Source organism: Guptibacillus hwajinpoensis, from assembly GCF_001039475.1.
GTDB classification, from domain to species: Bacteria; Bacillota; Bacilli; order Bacillales; family Guptibacillaceae; genus Guptibacillus; species Guptibacillus hwajinpoensis.
This window is the reverse complement of the sequence record NZ_LELK01000013.1, coordinates 1-20,056: the sequence shown is the minus strand read 5'-3', so window position 1 is coordinate 20,056 and position 20,056 is coordinate 1. Positions and strand designations below refer to the sequence as shown.

Annotated in this window: 16 protein-coding genes and 4 riboswitches; of the genes, 12 read left to right on the top strand and 4 right to left on the bottom strand. The window is 41.2% G+C overall.

Annotated elements, in window-relative coordinates; genetic code table 11:
* Window positions 1-82 precede the first annotated feature (82 nt).
* Entirely contained in the window at window positions 83-307 is a 225-nt protein-coding gene (locus AB986_RS20060) for a YdiK family protein (RefSeq protein ID WP_048313432.1), read from the bottom strand.
* Complete coding sequence (locus tag AB986_RS20055; RefSeq protein ID WP_048313431.1) at window positions 304-1,014, bottom strand: CPBP family intramembrane glutamic endopeptidase; 711 nt, start codon at window positions 1,012-1,014, stop codon at window positions 304-306. Before AB986_RS20055 ends, AB986_RS20060 begins: the two co-directional genes overlap by 4 nt.
* Before the next feature lie 344 nt (window positions 1,015-1,358).
* Here AB986_RS20055 and groES point away from each other — a divergent pair, with 344 nt between their 5' ends.
* On the top strand, window positions 1,359-1,646 hold the full coding sequence (gene groES, locus AB986_RS20050; RefSeq protein WP_048313430.1) for a co-chaperone GroES: 288 nt from the start codon (window positions 1,359-1,361) through the stop codon (window positions 1,644-1,646).
* 42 nt (window positions 1,647-1,688) lie between these two features.
* On the top strand, window positions 1,689-3,329 hold the full coding sequence (gene groL / locus AB986_RS20045) for a chaperonin GroEL (protein ID WP_048313429.1): 1,641 nt from the start codon (window positions 1,689-1,691) through the stop codon (window positions 3,327-3,329).
* 132 nt (window positions 3,330-3,461) lie between these two features.
* On the opposite strand, the gene ssuE is transcribed toward groL, so the two are convergent.
* Together ssuE and AB986_RS20035 are read right to left on the bottom strand one after the other, a co-directional pair.
* Window positions 3,462-3,992, bottom strand: coding sequence for an NADPH-dependent FMN reductase (ssuE, locus tag AB986_RS20040; protein WP_048313428.1), 531 nt, complete (start codon window positions 3,990-3,992; stop codon window positions 3,462-3,464).
* Window positions 3,993-4,057: 65 nt separating this feature from the next.
* Window positions 4,058-5,200: an acyl-CoA dehydrogenase family protein gene (locus tag AB986_RS20035; protein WP_048313427.1), complete on the bottom strand. Its 1,143-nt coding sequence runs from the start codon at window positions 5,198-5,200 to the stop codon at window positions 4,058-4,060.
* Window positions 5,201-5,509: 309 nt separating this feature from the next.
* A riboswitch (SAM riboswitch) is annotated at window positions 5,510-5,615 on the bottom strand.
* A gap of 141 nt (window positions 5,616-5,756) precedes the next feature.
* Window positions 5,757-5,858, top strand: a riboswitch (SAM riboswitch).
* Between the two features lie 82 nt (window positions 5,859-5,940).
* Here AB986_RS20035 and AB986_RS20030 point away from each other — a divergent pair.
* The 10 genes from AB986_RS20030 (at window position 5,941) to AB986_RS19985 (ending at window position 19,392) form a co-directional block, all read left to right on the top strand.
* Window positions 5,941-7,332, top strand: a complete 1,392-nt coding sequence (locus tag AB986_RS20030) for an LLM class flavin-dependent oxidoreductase (RefSeq protein WP_048313426.1) — start codon at window positions 5,941-5,943, stop codon at window positions 7,330-7,332.
* Window positions 7,329-8,360: a methionine ABC transporter ATP-binding protein gene (locus AB986_RS20025; RefSeq protein WP_048313425.1), complete on the top strand. Its 1,032-nt coding sequence runs from the start codon at window positions 7,329-7,331 to the stop codon at window positions 8,358-8,360. Before AB986_RS20030 ends, AB986_RS20025 begins: the two co-directional genes overlap by 4 nt.
* On the top strand, window positions 8,332-8,991 hold the full coding sequence (locus AB986_RS20020; protein ID WP_048313424.1) for a methionine ABC transporter permease: 660 nt from the start codon (window positions 8,332-8,334) through the stop codon (window positions 8,989-8,991). Before AB986_RS20025 ends, AB986_RS20020 begins: the two co-directional genes overlap by 29 nt.
* 16 nt (window positions 8,992-9,007) lie before the next feature.
* Window positions 9,008-9,835, top strand: a complete 828-nt coding sequence (locus AB986_RS20015) for a MetQ/NlpA family ABC transporter substrate-binding protein (protein ID WP_048313423.1) — start codon at window positions 9,008-9,010, stop codon at window positions 9,833-9,835.
* Between the two features lie 123 nt (window positions 9,836-9,958).
* Window positions 9,959-11,224, top strand: coding sequence for an MFS transporter (locus AB986_RS20010; RefSeq protein WP_053216278.1), 1,266 nt, complete (start codon window positions 9,959-9,961; stop codon window positions 11,222-11,224).
* 329 nt (window positions 11,225-11,553) lie between these two features.
* Window positions 11,554-12,528: an AAA family ATPase gene (locus AB986_RS20005; RefSeq protein ID WP_048313422.1), complete on the top strand. Its 975-nt coding sequence runs from the start codon at window positions 11,554-11,556 to the stop codon at window positions 12,526-12,528.
* Window positions 12,525-13,775 carry a DUF58 domain-containing protein gene (locus AB986_RS20000; RefSeq protein ID WP_053216277.1) on the top strand — a complete coding sequence of 417 codons (1,251 nt, stop codon included), beginning with the start codon at window positions 12,525-12,527 and terminating at the stop codon, window positions 13,773-13,775. The genes AB986_RS20005 and AB986_RS20000 overlap by 4 nt, the downstream gene beginning before the upstream one ends.
* Window positions 13,762-15,933: a transglutaminase TgpA family protein gene (locus AB986_RS19995; protein ID WP_048313421.1), complete on the top strand. Its 2,172-nt coding sequence runs from the start codon at window positions 13,762-13,764 to the stop codon at window positions 15,931-15,933. The genes AB986_RS20000 and AB986_RS19995 overlap by 14 nt, the downstream gene beginning before the upstream one ends.
* A 37-nt stretch (window positions 15,934-15,970) precedes the next feature.
* A riboswitch (purine riboswitch) is annotated at window positions 15,971-16,072 on the top strand.
* Window positions 16,073-16,222: 150 nt separating this feature from the next.
* The gene (guaA, locus tag AB986_RS19990; RefSeq protein ID WP_048313420.1) at window positions 16,223-17,761 is read left to right on the top strand and encodes a glutamine-hydrolyzing GMP synthase; all 1,539 of its coding nucleotides are present in this window, start codon (window positions 16,223-16,225) and stop codon (window positions 17,759-17,761) included.
* Window positions 17,762-17,845: 84 nt separating this feature from the next.
* A riboswitch (purine riboswitch) is annotated at window positions 17,846-17,947 on the top strand.
* A gap of 149 nt (window positions 17,948-18,096) precedes the next feature.
* The gene (locus AB986_RS19985; protein WP_048313419.1) at window positions 18,097-19,392 is read left to right on the top strand and encodes an NCS2 family permease; all 1,296 of its coding nucleotides are present in this window, start codon (window positions 18,097-18,099) and stop codon (window positions 19,390-19,392) included.
* The last annotated feature ends 664 nt before the right edge of the window (window positions 19,393-20,056 follow it).

The window sequence follows — 20,056 nt, the reverse complement described above, 5'->3', positions numbered from 1 at the left end:
GTTTCTTCCAGTATACAAAAAAGCACCCTATAGAGAGACCTTTTTTCAAAGTGTCTAATCTATAGGGTACAGTTTACTCGTCCTATCGCTTTTTGTTTTCTTCATTTTTCTTCATTTGATTAATTTTCTTTGTTAATAAAAAGAAACGGATCGCATAAACGAAATCGACCGTGGCGAGAACCATGAGCAAGATCGTCCAGAAACTCCACATCTCCCCATCCGTACCAGCGCTTTGAATGGCAAGGTATGTGAAGATGGAACCTAGACCTGCATAGAAAAACCCCATTAAAGTTGGTGAAAACTTCATGTGAAAAATCCTCCAATAAACGATTGCATTTGTTCGAGCTGCTTCTCCATCTCCATTATATCATCAGCAAAATAGACGTTTATTACTACAACAATCGTGTTCATCGTCATATGAGCAATGATCGGTACGATAAGTCGCTTTGTTTTAACGTATAAGAATGAGAACGTAAGTCCCATCGCCGTATAAATAAGAAGATGTGAAAAGTCAAAATGAATGGCAGCGAAGATTACTGAGCTTAGAATGCCTGCTATCCAGAAATTAAATCGAGTGTATAATGCTCCGAATATAACTTTTCGGAAAACAATCTCTTCTAAGATCGGGCCAATAACAGATGTTACAATGATGAAGAGAGGTGCTGCTTTTGCTACTTCAATTAACATCTCTGTGTTCTCGGAGCCCGGTTCGATTCCAAAAACATTCATCTCAATCATTGCAGCGATAATTTGAGAGGCATATGCCATAAACACGCCAAGAATACTCCATCCAACTGCTTGCCCTTTGGATACACGAGCAGAGCGTTCAAAAGGAACATCAGGTGTTGAACGTAGAAGAATTAGCATAATAATGAGCGCTGTCAAAAAACTGAAAACTGACCAGGTGACAACTGGATTAGAAACATTTAACGACTCGAGTAAACTTACTCCTACAAGTCCTGACAGTTGCATAACGATATAGGTTATCAATATAGTCCAATAATGTTTGGCCAAGAAGCATAACTCCTTTTAGTGGTTTGCATACCTATATTAAGGTATTTCGCATACTCGTATTAGTTTAACACATTTGGTAATGGGAATGCCGGATATAAGACCTCTGAAGGAAAGGACAAATGTGTCAGAAAAAAGCACGAGGCTAATTCTAGTTCAGAAGTCTTATTTTTTGAGTGCGAATGCTTGTAAATGAAGGTATGCAAATTTTCTGTAAAAAAATTCATCCTTACTACTTGCAAAAGAATAGTGAATTATTTTATTATATACTTGTGTTAGCACTCGACGATGGTGAGTGCTAATGAGACGAATCAAACCATTATATCCATCTGAGGAGGGTGTTTGAGTTGTTAAAGCCTTTAGGTGATCGAGTAGTTATCGAACCAATTCAATTAGAAGAAAAGACGTCCAGTGGGATCGTGCTTCCGGATTCTGCAAAAGAAAAGCCACAAGAAGGTCGCGTCGTATCTGTAGGTAGCGGTGCACTAACTGACGGTGGAGAGCGCGTAGCTCTTGAAGTATCAGAAGGCGATGCTGTTATTTACAGCAAGTACGCTGGTACTGAAGTAAAGTATGACGGTAAAGAGTATCTAATCCTTCGCGAGAATGACATTCTTGCTGTCGTAGGAAAGTAATAACAAAAATAAAAGAATTACATACATTTAGGAGGGTAACAAATGGCTAAAGATATTAAGTTCAGTGAAGAAGCCCGTCGCGCAATGCTTCGCGGTGTTGATTCTCTTGCGAATGCAGTTAAAGTTACACTCGGCCCAAAAGGACGTAACGTTGTCCTCGAGAAGAAATTCGGATCTCCACTTATCACAAATGATGGTGTAACGATCGCGAAAGAAATCGAGCTTGAAGATGCATTCGAAAACATGGGTGCAAAGCTTGTAGCTGAAGTAGCTAGCAAAACGAACGATGTTGCCGGTGACGGTACAACAACTGCAACAGTTCTTGCGCAAGCTATGGTACGCGAAGGTCTTAAAAACGTAGCTTCTGGTGCTAACCCAATGGTTATCCGTAAAGGAATTGAGAAAGCAACTAGAGCTGCTGTTGAAGAGCTTAAAAACATTTCAAAACCAATCGAAGGCAAAGAGTCGATCGCACAAGTTGCATCAATCTCTGCAGCTGACGAAGAAGTTGGCCAATTGATCGCTGAAGCAATGGAGCGCGTTGGTAACGACGGCGTTATCACTGTTGAAGAATCAAAAGGATTTGCTACTGAGCTTGAAGTAGTGGAAGGTATGCAATTCGATCGCGGATATGCATCTCCATACATGGTCACAGACTCCGACAAAATGGAAGCTGTTCTAGAAGATCCTTATATCCTTATTACGGATAAGAAGATCGCTAGCATTCAAGATGTACTACCAGTTCTTGAACAAGTTGTTCAACAAGGTAAACCACTTCTTATGATTGCTGAAGACGTTGAAGGTGAAGCTCTTGCAACACTAGTTGTGAATAAGCTTCGCGGAACGTTCAATGCAGTAGCTGTTAAAGCTCCTGGTTTCGGTGACCGTCGTAAAGCGATGCTTGAAGACATCGGTACACTAACTGGCGCTGAAGTAATCACGGAAGATCTTGGTCTTGATCTTAAACAAGCAAACATTACTCAGCTTGGTCGTGCTTCTAAAGTTGTTGTAACGAAAGAAAATACAACAATCGTTGAAGGTTCTGGCGAAACTGACAAAATTGCTGGTCGCGTAAACCAAATCAAAGCTCAGCTTGAAGAAACAACATCTGAGTTCGATAAAGAGAAGCTTCAGGAACGTCTTGCTAAGCTTGCTGGCGGCGTAGCTGTCATCAAAGTTGGTGCGGCAACTGAAACTGAATTGAAAGAGCGTAAACTTCGCATTGAAGATGCTCTTAACTCAACTCGCGCAGCGGTTGAAGAAGGTATTGTATCCGGTGGTGGTACAGCACTAGTGAACGTCGTTAAGGCTGTTCAAGCTGTTGAAGCTGCTGGAGACGAAGCTACTGGCGTTAAGATTGTTCTTCGTGCTCTTGAAGAGCCAATCCGCCAAATCTCTCACAACGCTGGTCTAGAAGGATCTGTTGTGGTTGAGCGCCTTAAAGGCGAAAAAATCGGTGTTGGTTTCAACGCTCTTACTGGTGAGTGGGTAAACATGGTTGACGCTGGTATTGTTGACCCTACTAAAGTTACTCGTTCTGCACTACAAAATGCAGCATCTGTATCAGCTATGATTCTTACAACTGAAGCCGTTATCGCTGACAAGCCTGAAGAAAATGCAGGCGGCGGCATGCCTGATATGGGCGGCATGGGCGGTATGGGTGGAATGGGCGGCATGATGTAATAATATAACTTAGTGAATTTAGTATGGGAAGTAACAATGACCCTAACATTTAATTCACTTGGCTATATTTCATCACCTCCCTTTTCACAAACTTAAAGAGATGACGAACATTTCCGTTCGTCATCTCTTTTTTTATTTCTTCAATTCTTCCCCCAACGTTTGCAAGTTAACGCTCACCCGTTCTATCGCTTCCTCATCCAACACAAAAGTATCCCCCTCGCCACGCTGGACATGCTGATCGATCACATAAGCACCGCTAAGAAGAGTTGTTGCTCCAAGGGAGGACAAAACAGGCTTAAGTGCGTAATCGATCGCAAGTAAGTGTCCAAACGAACCACCGATCATTAACGGCAGAACCGCTTTACCCTTCAAAGCTTTTTGAGGGAGAAGATCAAGGTAAGTTTTCAATATCCCTGTATATGATGCCTTATAAACAGGAGTCAAAATGATTACAGCATTCGCTTTCTCCACTTTTTCATTGGCTTCTATAATGGCAGAACTACTAAAGTTAGCGGTGATTAAATCTGTTGCGGGAAGGTCAATCACATTGATTGATTCATAGGAGATCGAGCGCTCATCTAAATAACGTTCTGCGTAATCTTTGATCCCTTTCAGTCTCGATTGTAGAGAATTACCTCCATAAATTAGTACAACATCGCTCATCGTTATTCATCCTCCTACAAGATTTTGTTCCTATACTTAGTATTCATTTATACATATAAAGTCAATTAGTCTTTGAACACACTGTCTGCAAGACTATAAACAATCGCATCATCAGTCGGCGGGTTATGAAGCCCTGCTCGGACGTTTCGAAAGTGTCGTTGTAAGGGATTGCTGGCTGAGAGACTTCTTGCACCAACCACGCGCATCGCTAAATCGACGACCCGATTCGCGCTATTTGTAACGATGTGCTTAACTGCTGCTAAATCAGCCCCCATTTGCTGGCGTTCATCAGGGTTTTCACTCCAACGCTGTGCGACAGAATAAAGAACTTCTCGCGCGTTGAACAGCTCTAACTGCATTTCACCTATTTTCCTACGTACTTCCGAGACGTCTTTAATAGGACCTGGAAGTGTTGAAGGGGAGAAGGTAGAGGCAAATTCGACCGTGTAGTCCATGGCTGACGTTGCGATGCCGAGGTACACAGCGGGGATTTGCAAATACCATCCTTTCGGTAATGACGTTTGCTTTTCCTCTATGACTAACAAGTCTTCAGGTTTAACAAGAACGTCATTCAATACGAGGTCATCACTCTTTGTGCCTTTCATAGAGATGCTATCCCATGTTTCCTCCACTTGAACACCTTCAAGCTTATGATCGATCAGCACAAACCCTTTCTTTCCAGTTTGATCAACATCGGCAGTGACGATGGAGTAATTAAGCGCAACGGCCATCGACGTAAATGATTTCCGCCCATTGATCACCCATCCATGGGGTGTTTTAGTGGCGGTCGTGAGAGGGGTTCCTCCGCGGGAAGGACTTCCGGTCGCTTTTTCAGTTTGCGCGAGGTTTAAGAGGGCTTTTTCGTTTACGATAAGTGCGCACACTTTTGAGAAGACATCTTCATCCCATGCTCTTGATTCAGCGATTTCTAATATGACACCAAGCTGCCAACCGAGGGAGAGGGCGGTAGCTCCATCTCCAGAGGCAAGCTGCTCTTGAACTTTCAAGAACTCGAACAGGTTAAGTCCGTAGCCTCCATATTCTTTTGGCACTGTGAGTGATAGAAAGTTCTTCTCCTTTAAGTCTTCGAAATTCTCATAAGGAAACCTTTCTTCTTCATCGTATTTGGCGGCTCTTGTTTTAAACCGTTCTACTAGCTCTGCGAGGTCTTCTTCTAAGTTAGGCTGTTTTTCGATTGCGAATGGCATCGTTATCCTCCTTTTTCTCTATACAAAAGCTCTTTTCGTAAACATTGTTGCTATAGTGAGTTAATTTCCGCTCCAGGATGCTCGCTTTCCGCGGAGCGGGACACTTGAGCCTCCTCGTCGCTAACGCTCCTGTGGGGTCTCGCCTGTCCCGCTAGTCCCGCAGGAGTCGAGCATCCTTCCGCTCCAATCACTAAGATTAGTTTTATAAAACTATTTCAAAAGCAACAATCTTTTAGAAAAGAGCCATACAAAAAAGTCTACTCTCGGGCTGAAAGTAGACTTAGGCTCTTCTTGATTCGAACCATACAAGCTTCATCTTTCAGACAAAAAGTCTGCTGGAATGAGCACCTTGCTTGTGACAAGCGGTTGCTGCAGGATCATTGGACCAGATTCCTCCCCTGACTCTAGATAAATGTATTAGCGCGTTAAAGAATAGAATAAAGACAAATTAATCCAATGTCAACAAAGAATTAGAAAAGAAATAATATTTTGATTTCTTGTTGACAGGTCATGAAGCGGTGCTGTATATTCATCGTTAAATTCAATAAAATAAACTTTCTTATCAAGAGAGGTGGAGGGACTGGCCCTTTGAAGCCTCGGCAACAGACTCGCATGAGTACTGTGCCAATTCCAGCAAGCAATGCTTGAAGGATAAGAAAAGACAGTTGCTTTTTCACGGCCTCTTCTTTTCTTATGAAGAGGCCTTTTTGCGTCCTAAAAAAGAGTGGAGGTATGGAGAAATGAGTAAACAAATGATCTTGAATGCGTTTGAAATGAACAGTTCTATGCACAATTCACATGGGTTATGGAAACACCCAGAAAGCAAGCGACACGTGGGATACAAAGAATTGGATTATTGGTTGAGCCTTGCTAAAACATTGGAGAAAGGGAAGTTCGATGCGGTGTTCTTCGCTGATGTTCTCGGTGTATATGATGTTTATCAAAAGAGTAAAGAACCTTCAATACGTGACGGGTTGCAAGTTCCGATCAATGATCCCGCACTTCTCGTCCCTGCGATGGCGAGTGTTACTGAACACCTCTCATTCGCTGTAACGGTGAGTACGACATATGAAGCACCGTTCGGCAATGCGCGCAGGTTTTCGACTCTTGATCACCTAACAAAAGGGCGAGTTGCCTGGAATGTTGTGACGTCCTATTTACCGAATGCTGCTCGTAACTTTGGGCTCGATAAGATGATTCGTCATGATGAACGGTATGATATCGCTCATGAATATATGGACGTTTCCTACAAACTGTGGGAGAGCAGTTGGGAAGATGGAGCGGTTGTTGAGGATCATCAAACAGATACTCTTGTTGATCCAAACAAAGTTCACGAAATCAATCACGAAGGACATTATTTCAGTGTCGAAGGTCCTCACCTTAGTGAACCTTCTCCACAACGAACTCCAGTTATCTATCAGGCTGGAACTTCAGAAAAAGGGCGTGAATTCGCCTCGAAACATGCGGAGTGCATTTTTGTTGGAGGTCCCACTCCTGAGCGAATTCGTTACTATGCGGATGATATTAGAGAACGAGCCGTTAAGCATGGAAGAAATCCTGAACACATCAAAATATTCTCTTTCCTAAGCGTCATCGTTGGTCATACAACAGAGGAAGCCGAGCAAAAGTTTGAAGAATACAACAAACTATGGAGTTCAGATGCTGCGAAAGCACAATACGGAGCTAGCGGATATGATGTGGAAGAATTTGAAGGAATGGATTTAGACGCGCCGTTTGAATATAAAAAGCCGACCGAAGGCGGGCAATATAAAGCGGCTATGCTGACAAAAGATGCGCCGAAGAAACTAACAGTTAGAGAAGTGTTAAATCGTTTTGAAGCAATCGATCGGAATAGCGTCATAGTAGGTAATCCTCAGGATGTAGCGGATGCAATCGAGTTTCAATTCGAAGCTTCTGGTGTGGATGGATTTAATTTGAACCACCTTGTAACACCAGGTGATTTAGAAGCATTTGTTGAGTTAGTCGTCCCTGAATTACAGCAGCGAGGGGTATATAAGAAAGAGTATGCAGATGGAACACTCCGAGAGAAATTGTTTTCTCACGGACAAGCTACCTTACCTGCTGACCATCCAGGAAAAGCCTATACTTTCAAACAGGAACAAGTCCAATGATTGAATTGAGAGAGATTACGAAAGAGTATTGGAGTAAAAAAGAAAAGAATATAGCTGTAGACAACGTTTCGCTCACTGTGAACGAGGGGGAGGTTTTTGGAATCGTTGGGTATAGTGGAGCGGGTAAAAGTACACTTCTCAGATTTATTAATTTGTTAGAGAGGCCAACAACAGGTTCTGTTAGAGTAGATGGCATTGATTTACTAACACTATCAAACAAAGAACTTCGTAAGACAAGGCAATCAATCGGGATGATTTTCCAAGGTTTTTATTTAGTTGCTTCTAAGACGGTGTTTGAAAATGTGGCATTTGCACTTCTTGCTGCTGGAGTACAGAAAAAGCACATTAGGGATAAAGTTGTTCAATTATTAGAAGTAGTCGGATTGAGTGATCAGTTGGCGAAATATCCATCTCAACTAAGCGGTGGACAAAAGCAAAGAGTCAGTATTGCAAGGTCTTTAGCAAATGACCCCAAAATACTGCTTTGTGATGAAGCAACATCCGCTTTAGATCCAAATACAACAGAGTCGATCCTTTCTTTATTGAAAGAGATTAATCAGAAGTTAGGAATCACAATCGTTGTCATTACGCATGAAATGGAAGTTGTTAAAGAAATCTGTCATCGTTGTGCAGTGATGCGTGAAGGTAAAGTAGTAGAGTTAGGCACCACTTTTGACATTTTTTCTGCACCAAAAGATCCATTAACGAAAAAGTTTATTCAAAACGTTCTGGAATTTGAAATTCCGGAACTCATGATGAATCGTGTAAAAGGCAAGCTAGTAAAACTAATCTTTCTAAGAGATCTTGCAACCGATGCTGTCGTTTCTGATATGATCCAAGCTTTTGAAGTCAGAGCAAATATTCTTCATGGGAAAGTAGAGTACATCCATGAAACACCTCTAGGGGTTTTTATTATGGACATTAGTGGAGAAGAGGATCAAGTCAATCAAGCTATTGATTACTTGCATAAACGAGTACATAAAGTGGAGGTGATAGAGGATGGACCGACTTATCGAGCTCTTGCCTGAATTGAATCTCGCATTTGTTGAAACGCTAGTCATGGTTGGAATTGCTTTGTCTTTTGCTTTCCTTATAGGACTGCCATTAGGAATTCTTTTGTTTGTCACCGATCAAGGACTTATTCTAGAGAATAAATGGGTGAAACAGGCAGTGGGTATCGTTATCAACTTGATTCGATCTGTTCCGTTCATTATTCTGCTCGTTTTTCTCTTGCCACTAACTAGCTTCTTGCTTGGAACGACTATTGGGCCATTAGCAGCCTCTGTGTCGTTGTCAGTAGCAGCGATCCCTTTTTATGCAAGAATAGTAGAATCTTCAGCTCGTGAAATTAATAAAGGAGTAATTGAAGCAGCTGTAGCGACGGGCGCTTCTCCTTGGATGATCATCCGTCATATTTTATTGCCAGAAACGAAACCAGGATTAATAACAGGTATTACTATAACAGCAATCAGTTTAATTGGATACTCAGCAATGGCGGGTACAATTGGTGGCGGTGGTATTGGGGACTTAGCCATCCGTTATGGCTATTACCGTTACGATGATACTGTTATGTTCACTACTGTTATCCTTCTAGTCGTTCTAGTTCAGTTTGTTCAATACATGGGTGATTTTGTATCCAAAGCAGTAGATAAAAAATGAGTAAGGAGTGATGACCATGAAAAATAACCAGGCATTAATAATTTTCCTTCTAATAGTTGTTGGTTTATTATCAGGCTGCGCGTCAGATGGAAGTAAGGCAAGTAGCGAAGATAAAAAAGAGTTGGTCCTTGGCGGAACGATTCCATATAGTGATATGTTGGAACAAGGTGTCAAACCATATCTTGAAAAGCAAGGATACTCAGTCACAATCAAGGAGTTCAATGACTATGTTCAACCCAATATGGCTCTAAAAAATGGATCGATAGATGCAAATTTGTATCAGCATGAAGTGTATATGAGTGCTTTTGCAAAGGAAAATGATATGGAGTTAAGTGGCGTTATAAAAGTCCCTACTGCTCCAATTGGTATTTATTCTAAGAAGTATCAATCATTAAAAGAGATAGAAAAGGGAAGTACGGTAGCCATTGCTAATGATCCTACTAATCTGGCACGAGGTCTTACTGTACTTAAAGATAATGGAGTAATCGATTTTGATGAAGATGTTGATCCTCTTCGTGCCTCGGTGAAAGATATTACAGATAATCCGAAAGAGCTAGTCTTTAAACCAGTAGAAGCAGCTCAATTACCAAGAACCTTAGACTCAGTAGACCTTGCAGCTGTGAATGGGAATTTTGCAATTGCTTCTGGCATGGATTTGACGAAGGCATTAGTGAGAGATGACATGCCTGATAACATTATTAATCAAGTAGTCGTAAATACAAAAGACATCGATTCTCCTTACGTTCAGGACATTAAGAAGGCGGTACAATCAGAAGAGTTTAGAAAAGTCATTGAAGAAAATTTCCAGGGTTTTTATGAACCCAAATGGTTTAAAGAACAATAAGTCATTCAGTGTAATAGTTTATTTTCAGTCTTAAGACTTAGATTAATTCAATCTAAGGGTTATCGCTGGATCACGCTTTTTTCTCTAGACTTAGAGTATCAAAACAGTAGAGGTGTGATGGCGATGACAGGTAAAAATGTGGCTGTAAAAGAAGAGTTAGAAGGGTTAACTGAACAGGTGCCGTCGATCTTCAAAAATCGGAATTTCCTTTTCCTCTGGGCTGCGGCGCTCCTTTCCAGTTTTGGCATTTCGTTTTTCTTGTTTTCAGAGAGCTGGTACATTGTAAACGTTCTGAATCTAGAAGCATCACTTGGCTTTATCTATATTGCTTCTAGTGTACCAAGGATCATTTTTATGGTTATTAGTGGAACGGTTGCAGATAGATTGAGTAAGACAAAAATTATGTTTATGTCGGATTTCTCAAGGAGTATTCTTTTGGGTGGTCTTGTTCTATGGTTTGTTTTCGGAGATATCACGCTATGGACATTTGTTGGAGTTGCTTTTGTATTCGGTATTCTCGACGCCTTTTTTTGGGCTGCGGAAAGTGCTGTTATTCCTTCGATTATTCATAAAGACAATTTAACCCGAGGAAACTCTATCATCCAAATGACAAATCAAGCATCATTTATTTTAGCTCCGATGCTCGCAGGTCTTATTATTGCGTTTGGTAATTATGAAATTGTGTTTGCGACCACAGCAGTTATGCTACTCGTTGCAAGTGTTCTCATTTACTTGATCCGCGTACCGCTTTCATCTTCATCAGATTCCCTTACTGAGAAATCATTTTGGAGCTCATTTAAAGAGGGCGTTCAGTATGTCAGAAATTCAAGACCGCTCATGTTGATTGTCTTAACAACTATTTTTCTGAACTTATTTCTAGTAGGCCCTATGACGATGGGACTACCACTCTTTGTTAAATCAGTTTTGGAAGGAAATGCTGTTTATTTCAGTCTATTAGAAGCGGCACTTGCAGGAGGAATGCTAATTGGAGCAATTGTCATTGGTGTGTTAAATGTATCGAGGAATAGAGGACATATAGCATTAGTAGCATTACTTATAGCTGGGTTAGCTTTTATGGGATTCAGTTTTGCCGAAACACTATGGTTGAGTATGGTAATGCTTGGGGTTTTTGGTGCTTGTCTTTCTTGTTGTAACATTCCCTTTATTTCAGCGGTTCAGAGTATGATTGAGGAAAGTATGTTGGGGCGTGTGATGGGGTTAATCTCTCTTGCTTCGATGGGGCTTATCCCGGTCAGCTATGTAATAACCTCTCTAGTTCTTTCAATGGGTATTTCGATTAACACGATTATGTCAGCCGGAGCGATCCTACTTGTTCTTTATTCAACATTTGTATATGCGAAGTTCACTGAGTTAAGAGAAATAACGTAGTGAAAGATTAATTTATAAGTAGTTGAACAGGTAGCGGCAATGAATCCACATACCAAATAGAGCGGATCCTGACATTCAGGATTCGCTCTATTTCTATCTGTTCAACATACCGTGCGGGTTGATGATAAACTTCTTCGATGTACCACTCTCTAGAGTATGATCATAGAAGAAAAACCAGCTCGCACTAACTTGTCCATTCTAATTTTTGTTACAATAAGGTTATGAGTATTCAGACACTTGTTTTAGAACCAAGCATTGTATTGCTATAGGAAAAGTTACCTATTTTCAAAATATATGACGTAGATCATTAATTATTGGGGGAGACAGATATGAGTTCATCGTACCAATTTGATGCGTACCAACCAGCTGTAAAGCGAGTTATTGAGAATATAGAAAAAGTTATTGTAGGGAAACGTGATGTTGCTGAATTAAGTCTTGTTGCACTACTTGCGGGAAGTCATGTTCTGCTTGAAGATGTTCCAGGGGTTGGTAAAACAATGATGGTACGTGCACTTGCCAAATCAGTGGGCGCGCGATTTAACAGGATTCAGTTTACACCAGATCTGCTTCCTTCTGATTTAACTGGGGTATCCATTTTCAATCAGAGAGAAATGAAATTCGAATTCCGAAAAGGGCCATTACTTGGAAATATCGTTTTAGCGGATGAGATCAATCGAACGTCCCCTAAAACACAATCAGCTCTTCTTGAAGGCATGGAGGAGGGGAGCGTTACTGTTGATGGTGATACGCATATTCTCCCGCAGCCCTTCTTTGTAATGGCAACACAAAACCCGATTGAATATGAAGGAACTTATCCACTTCCAGAAGCGCAGCTTGATCGCTTCTTATTGAAATTGCGTATGGGTTATCCATCTCCAGAAGAGGAGCTTGAAGTGTTAAATCGGACTGAGCATGCTCATCCTATCGACTCTATAGGCGCAGCTCTTGAACTAGATGAGTTATTGGATATGCAGAAAAAGGTTAAGGCTGTGTTTGTAGAGGGCTCCGTTAAACAATACATCATTGATATTGTGAGTAGAACGAGGAATAATACGTCGATTTATCTTGGTGCAAGCCCTCGTGGCTCTCTTTCTTTGATGAAAGCGTGCCAGGCTTATGCGTTTATGAGAAATAGAGACTATGTTCTGCCAGATGATGTGAAGTTCCTTGCACCTTACGTCTTGTCCCATCGTATCATCCTGAAATCTGAGGCGGCTTTCGAAGGACAGAAACCAGAAGAAATTATTAAAGAGATTATTCACCGAGTCAGGGTGCCTCTTCGGAGGGAAGAGAAAGTAAAATGAGGGACAAGCTTGCCAACAATCGAGTGCTGAAATTTCTATTTCTAGCACTTATTTTTCTCGCTACCTTCTCATATGCGATGTTTCAAGGAGGATTTGTTAGTTGGTTCCTCTTCTATAGCTTTTTGCCATTCGCACTTTACTCCCTTCTTCTTCTATTTTATCCGTTGAATGATGTGCGGTTAACGCGTACGATTAGCCACTCTGAGTTAACAGATGGTCAGGAGCTAACTGTGACAATTCAGGTGGATCGAAAAAGTCATTTTCCCCTATTTTATCTTGTGGTGGAGGATGTCCTTCCAGAACAGCTTGTTCCGTATGCGCATGAGACGTCATCTCGGTATCAAAAGCGTTCGCTTGCATTACTTCTACCTATGTTTAGGAAGAAGCTATCTTTCAGTTATTCCATTACTCCAATTCCAAGAGGGGAGTATGACTTGAAAGAGTTGAAGTGTAAAGTAGGGGACATGTTTGGCTTCGTCCGTCATGAGAAAACGTTTAAGCATGTCGAATCGATCTATGTCCTTCCTACATATCAGGACATTTACTGGTCCCCGTACAATCAACAGCTCTCGGGAACACGACCATCGCCTAAAAAAGCGGATATGGATTATACGACTGCAGTAAGCGTTCGTGACTATGTACCTGGTGATAAACTCTCGTGGATTGATTGGAAAGCAACGGCTAAGGGATCAAAGCTTCTAACCAAGCAATTTGAACAACAAATCAGTCAGGACTTTATGGTGTTTCTTGATCGAGAGAAGCATCATTACGGCCGAGAAGAGTCCCCTTTATTTGAGAAAGCGGTAAAGCTTGCCGCTTCCGTGACAAATGCAGCATTAAAGCAGAATGCGATGATTGGACTTGTATCATCTGGTAAGGATCATTCCGTGCTAAGCATTAACGGAGGTAAAGCGCAGCGTAGGAGAGTCTTTCACCATCTTGCGCGAGTACAAGCAAACGGGAACACTTCTTTCGATACGGTTGTTAAAAAGGAAGCGCATCATTTTCCTGCAGGTACAGGAGTGTTAATCATAAGCCCTTCTCTTGATGGAGCTTTTACGTCTACGTTAAAACAGCTCGTTGCCAAAAAGGTTCAAGTTGAATTTTTCTATGTTACTGAACACTTAACATTAGAAGATCAGGCGGAACTCAATGATCTTTCTCAATATGGGATTAAAACACATGCAATTGCTGGTGAATCATTTAATGAAGAAATAAGAGGGGGTAGGAAGCGTGCAACAAGGTAATGAAAAAACAGACTGGCTCTATTCGCTTCTTCTCTACGCACTTGGCTTTCTCTTATTCTGGGAATGGTTAAGACCACTTTCGATTATTTCTGATACAGGACAAACGGAAATTTTCATTTTGTTTACCGCTTTTCTTTTTCTACTATCGTATTTTCAATTGCCGTTCTGGTTATCGTTCCCGATTAAAGTCGTATCGCTCGTCTATGCGCTTCATGCTATGTTCTTTCCTGGTTCGTTTTTTGATTTTCTTTGGTTTGAATATTTTCTCTCTGACGTTTCACAAAATATAGGCTTACTATTTGATGGGAGCTTTGATGCATTATCGAATGTGTTTCGAACCTTTTTGTTTTTCATCTTGCTGTGGCTCATTAGCTATTTAATGCAATACTGGCTTATTCAAACGAGAAGAATCTTCTTGTTCTTACTTGTAACGGTTGTCTACATTACCGTTATTGATACATTTACAGTTTACAATGCCGATAATGCGATTATCCGGATTGTTGTAATTGGGTTTATTCTTCTTGGCCTACTGCAAATCCTTCGTATTCAAGAACAGGAGGGTGTTACGTTTTCAAAAGGACGTTTTCCTGTGTACTGGCTCATGCCGCTTATTGTCATCATTGCCTTTTCTTCTTTATTTGGCTATATTGCACCGAAAGCGGAACCGCAATGGGCTGATCCGGTACCGTTTCTGAAGAAAACCACAGGAACTGGTGATGGAGATGGCGAAGGTGGAAATGGGATAAGTAAGATTGGATATGGTGAGGATGATTCTCGTCTTGGTGGACCTTTCGTTATGGATGATACACCTGTTTTCACTGCCGAAATTAAAGATCGAGGATACTGGAGAGTTGAAACGAAGGACGTCTATACCGGAAAAGGTTGGGAAGCATCGCGATCTGATCGCGTGCCATTTGGGGGTAGTACAGAAACCCTTTATGAAGAGAGTGTTGAGGTAGAGTCATCTGATACTACCCTGAATATGAGCGGAAATGAAGATTTCAGCTTTATCATTCATCCGGGTCAAGTAAACGATATTGAGTCTGAAGCCGAAGTTCAATATGTTGAAAACCCTCTTACAGGTAAGGTTTTTACTGAGAATCAAGGTGAACCTCTCGTATTAGACCAGTATAGTCTTGACTATGAATCTCCTACTTTCTCAGAAGAACTATTACGGGATGCACCAGCTAATTACCCTACAGAAGTAGAAGAACTATATCTTCAATTGCCTGACACACTTCCTGATCGAGTAGGGGCTCTTGCACAAGAGATTACAGCAGATGATACGAACCCCTATGATCAAGCAAGAGCTATTGAAAGCTACTTTGTTGGGAATGGGTTTGTTTATGAAACAAATGACGTTGCTGTACCTGGTGAAAACGAAGACTACGTAGATCAATTTCTATTTGAGACGAAGTTTGGGTACTGCGACAACTTTTCAAGCTCAATGACTGTTCTTTTAAGAAGCCTTGGAATTCCAGCGCGCTGGGTCAAAGGATTTACAGAAGGACAGTATGTTTCTACATCAGGAGATTACCGAGAATATGAAGTTACGAATAACAATGCTCATTCATGGGTGGAAGCTTATTTTCCTGGAATCGGTTGGGTGCCGTTTGAACCAACACGAGGGTTTTCTAACCAAGCAGAATTTGTAAATGACTATGTTGATGATGAAACAGCAAATGCTGAAACTCCTGATCCAATTCAAGAAGAAGAAAATCAGGCTCAGCAACAAGACCAGGCTACTGAAAACCAAGCAACTTCCAACACATCTTCTTTTTCACTCGAGTGGACAAAATGGCATTCAATTGGACTGATTGTTATTCTACTAGTCCTAGCTTATATTGCGTACAAGAATTATCGCAAATGGTTGAGGCGCATTGTTCTATCAAGATATAAAAGAAGAGACGACGGGAAGGCGCTCTCTGAAGCTTATTTCCGACTCCTATGGCTGTTAGATCTACATGGAATCAAGCGGGGAACTAACCAGACGTTACGCGAATACGCTGTTCAGGTTGATCAAAAACTGGGTTCACAGGACATGAAAGAGCTAACGCGTCGATATGAAGAGAATTACTATCGTGGTAAAACGAACGATGCGTCGTGGGTAGAAATGAAGGAATTATGGGAAAATTTAATTAAAAAGATGAAATCTTGACCGCTGTATAGCCGGTTGATAGAATGAATCCATAGTTTGAACAGAAAGATGTAACCTTCGTATATCCCTGGGAATAAGGCCCAGAAGTCTCTACCGGATCACCGTAAATGATCTGACTATGAAGGCAGACACTCCTAGTAAAAGCCAGGATTCTGCCTTTGTACCATGGCAGAGTTCTGGCTTTTTTTATAGTTTCTTTGGGTAATTGACTGGTGATAACCAGTAAACCAGATTTTTGTACCGAATGAAGGCAATGCTAGTAGAGACTAAATAGAAGTGAGGGAATTAGATGTTAGAAGAGCAGGAATCCATTATTGTCCTCGACTTTGGCGGACAATACAATCAGCTTATTGCTAGACGTATTCGTGACCTTGGTGTGTTCAGTGAGTTGCACCCAAACACCATTACAGCAGAAGAAGTTAGAAAGATTAACCCTAAAGGAATTATATTCTCTGGTGGACCGAACAGTGTATATGGCGAAGGTGCGCCACGCTGCGACGAAGAAATTTTTGAGCTTGGTATTCCGGTTCTTGGCATCTGCTACGGTATGCAGCTTATGACACACCACTTTGGCGGAAGTGTAGAAGCTGCGAAGCACCGCGAATATGGAAAAGCGATGTTGAAAGTAACGCATCAATCACCACTGTATGATGGTCTTCCTGAAGAGCAGTCTGTATGGATGAGTCATGGTGATCTCGTAAAAGCTCCACCCGAAGGTTTTGAAGTAGCTGCTACTAACCCATCATGTCCTGTAGCTGCAATGAGTGACTCTTCTCGTCACCTCTATGGCGTTCAATTCCATCCAGAAGTTCGTCACACTGAACACGGCAATGAACTATTGAAGAACTTTGTTTATAAAGTGTGTGGGTGTGAAGGTAACTGGTCTATGGAAAACTTCATCGATGAGCAAATTAAAGAAATTCGTGAATCTGTAGGCAATAAAAAAGTTCTATGCGCCCTTAGTGGTGGGGTTGATTCCTCAGTTGTTGCCGCACTCATTCATAGAGCTATTGGTGATCAGCTAACTTGTATGTTCGTCGATCACGGTCTTCTACGTAAAGATGAAGCGGATAGCGTGATGAAGACGTTTGGTGAAGGTTTTGAAATGAACCTAATCAAAATTGACGCAGCTGATCGATTCCTTACAAAGCTTAAAGGCGTAACGGATCCAGAGAAGAAACGTAAAATCATTGGTAATGAATTCATCTACGTGTTTGAAGAAGAATCTGAGAAGCTTGAAGATATGTCTTTCCTTGCTCAAGGAACGCTATACACAGACATCGTCGAAAGTGGAACGGCGACTGCCCAAACGATTAAATCCCATCATAATGTTGGCGGACTTCCTGAAGACATGAAGCTAGATCTAATCGAACCTTTGAACATGCTTTTCAAAGATGAAGTTCGTATCGTTGGTACAGAGCTTGGTCTTCCTGATGAAATTGTTTGGAGACAACCGTTTCCTGGACCAGGTCTTGGTATCCGAGTTATCGGAGAAGTAACAGAAGAAAAGTTAAAAGTTGTACGTGATTCAGATGCTATTCTTCGAGAAGAAATTAAGAAAGCTGGTCTTGATCGTGACATCTGGCAATACTTCACTGCGCTTCCTGATTTCCGAAGCGTAGGTGTTATGGGTGACGCAAGAACGTACGATTATACAATCGGCGTCCGTGCTGTAACTTCTATTGATGGCATGACATCAGACTGGGCACGTATTCCATTTGAAATTCTCGAGGTCATTTCAACACGGATCGTAAATGAAGTGGATCACGTTAACCGCGTGGTGTACGACATTACTTCCAAGCCACCTGCAACAATTGAGTGGGAATAAATCCGAACAAAACAACATTAATAACAAATAATGTTCGTGTTTGGTATTGACGCACTCTTGATGAGTTGATACACTACAGTAGTAAATAGAAGAACGACCATCCATCGTATAACATCGGGAATAAGGCCCGAAAGTCTCTACCAGGTTACCGTAAATAACCTGACTACGAAGGAATCAGAGATAGAAGTAGACCGTTTAGCTCGTGAAGCTTTGTGGTTTCTGTTCATCTCTTTTCCTATTAGTCCGCTCCGGGTAGAGAACCCGGAGCTTTTTTTATGTCTATACATGGATAGGTCATAGAGAAGATGGATGAGAGGAATAAGGGGGGAATAAAAATGGATCGTTTTTTTCGTTTTCAAGAGCACAATACAACATACAAGAGAGAGTCGATAGCAGGATTGACCACATTCCTATCGATGGCTTACATCTTATTCGTTAACCCAGCTATTCTATCTGATGCTGGAATGGATCAAGGGGCAGTCTTTACTGCAACAGCTCTTGCGGCTGCGCTTGGTACGTTAATCATGGGTGTGCTTGCTGGATATCCAATTGCACTTGCACCAGGCATGGGATTAAACGCCTTCTTCACGTACTCAGTCGTTACTGTTATGGGAGTACCTTGGGAAACGGCACTTGCTGGGGTAATGGTATCAGGAATTATCTTTATTATTATTACGATATTCAAAATTAGAGAAAAGATTATTAACGCTATTCCAATGGAATTAAAATATGCTGCAGCAAGCGGAATTGGCCTTTTCATTGCATTCATTGGGCTGAAGAGTGCGGGTATTGTTCAAAACAACGATTCAACACTCGTTCAATTAGGTGATCTTCTGGCAGGGCCAACGCTACTTGCTGTTTTTGGTCTAATCGTAACAGTCATTTTAATGGTTCGTAATGTAACGGGTGGAATTTTCTATGGAATGATTATTACAGCAATTGTAGGTATGGTGTTTAATCAAGTTCCTCTTCCAAATGGAATTGTTGGAAGCGTACCGAGCCTTGAACCAACATTCGGAGTTGCTTTTGGTCACCTTGGTGATTTAGTTTCAATTGATATGCTAGTCATTGTACTTACCTTCCTGTTCGTGGATTTCTTCGATACAGCAGGTACATTAATTGCAGTTGCTACACAAGCGGGTATCATGAAAGATAATAAGTTGCCTAGAGCGGGGAAAGCATTATTCGCTGACTCATCTGCAACAGTTCTTGGAGCGATCCTAGGAACATCAACAACGACAGCATATATCGAATCTTCATCAGGAGTGGCAGCAGGTGGACGAACTGGATTCACTTCAGTTGTTACAGCAGGACTTTTCTTATTAGCATTATTCTTCTCACCATTATTATCTGTTGTAACCCCAGCTGTTACGGCACCAGTGTTAATTATTGTAGGTGTACTGATGGTAGGTGTACTTGGTAAAATAGAATGGAATCGATTTGAAATTGCGGTACCTGCTTTCTTGACCATAATTGCCATGCCACTTACGTACAGTATCGCAACTGGTATTGCGCTCGGTTTTGTCATGTACCCGATCACAATGGTAGTAAAAGGGGAAGGGAAGAAGATCCATCCAATCATGTATGCACTGTTCTTTGTGTTCATTGCCTACTTCGCTTTCCTTGCATAAGATATTCAAAAAGGCAGCCATCAAAGGCTGTCTTTTTTAGGTTCTTTTCTAAACGCTATTTGCAAATAGATTGTTGCGTTTGAAAAACCGAACCACACGTAGCTAATTGAAGCGGAAAGCGAACATTCAAGAGCGGAAGTCAATCAGCTATAGCAACAATGCCAACAAAAGGAGAATTTTTAATAGCTAAAAACTTCGCTTAATGAAACCTATTAAATAAACGTTTGTTTAAGTGGAGGGAAACAGCATTTGATTAACTGAAATTCTGCAGATGGAGGGCGAGTGTAGTTGATTCATTACTATAGAGATGGTTTCGGTAGAGTATAGGTAGTTTATATTTAAACGAATTGATTAAATGTGTTGACCTCAGTTAAAGTTACTGATATAGTAGAGAACGTTGTTAAGAAAACAACATTCATCGCATGAAAAAAGTGATTGACTTCATTTAATTATTCATGTATTATGAATAACGTTGCCGCTTCACGAAGTGGCTAACGCAAAAATAATGTTTCAAATTAGTTGTTGACTTCAATAGACAAAACATGTTATATTAGTTGAGTCGCTGAAAACGACAAACGAAAGAAACGAATCGATCTTTGAAAACTGAACGAAACGCCATGTAAGTAGTTGTTTCTACGGAAACAAAACATTGTTTTAAAAGCTA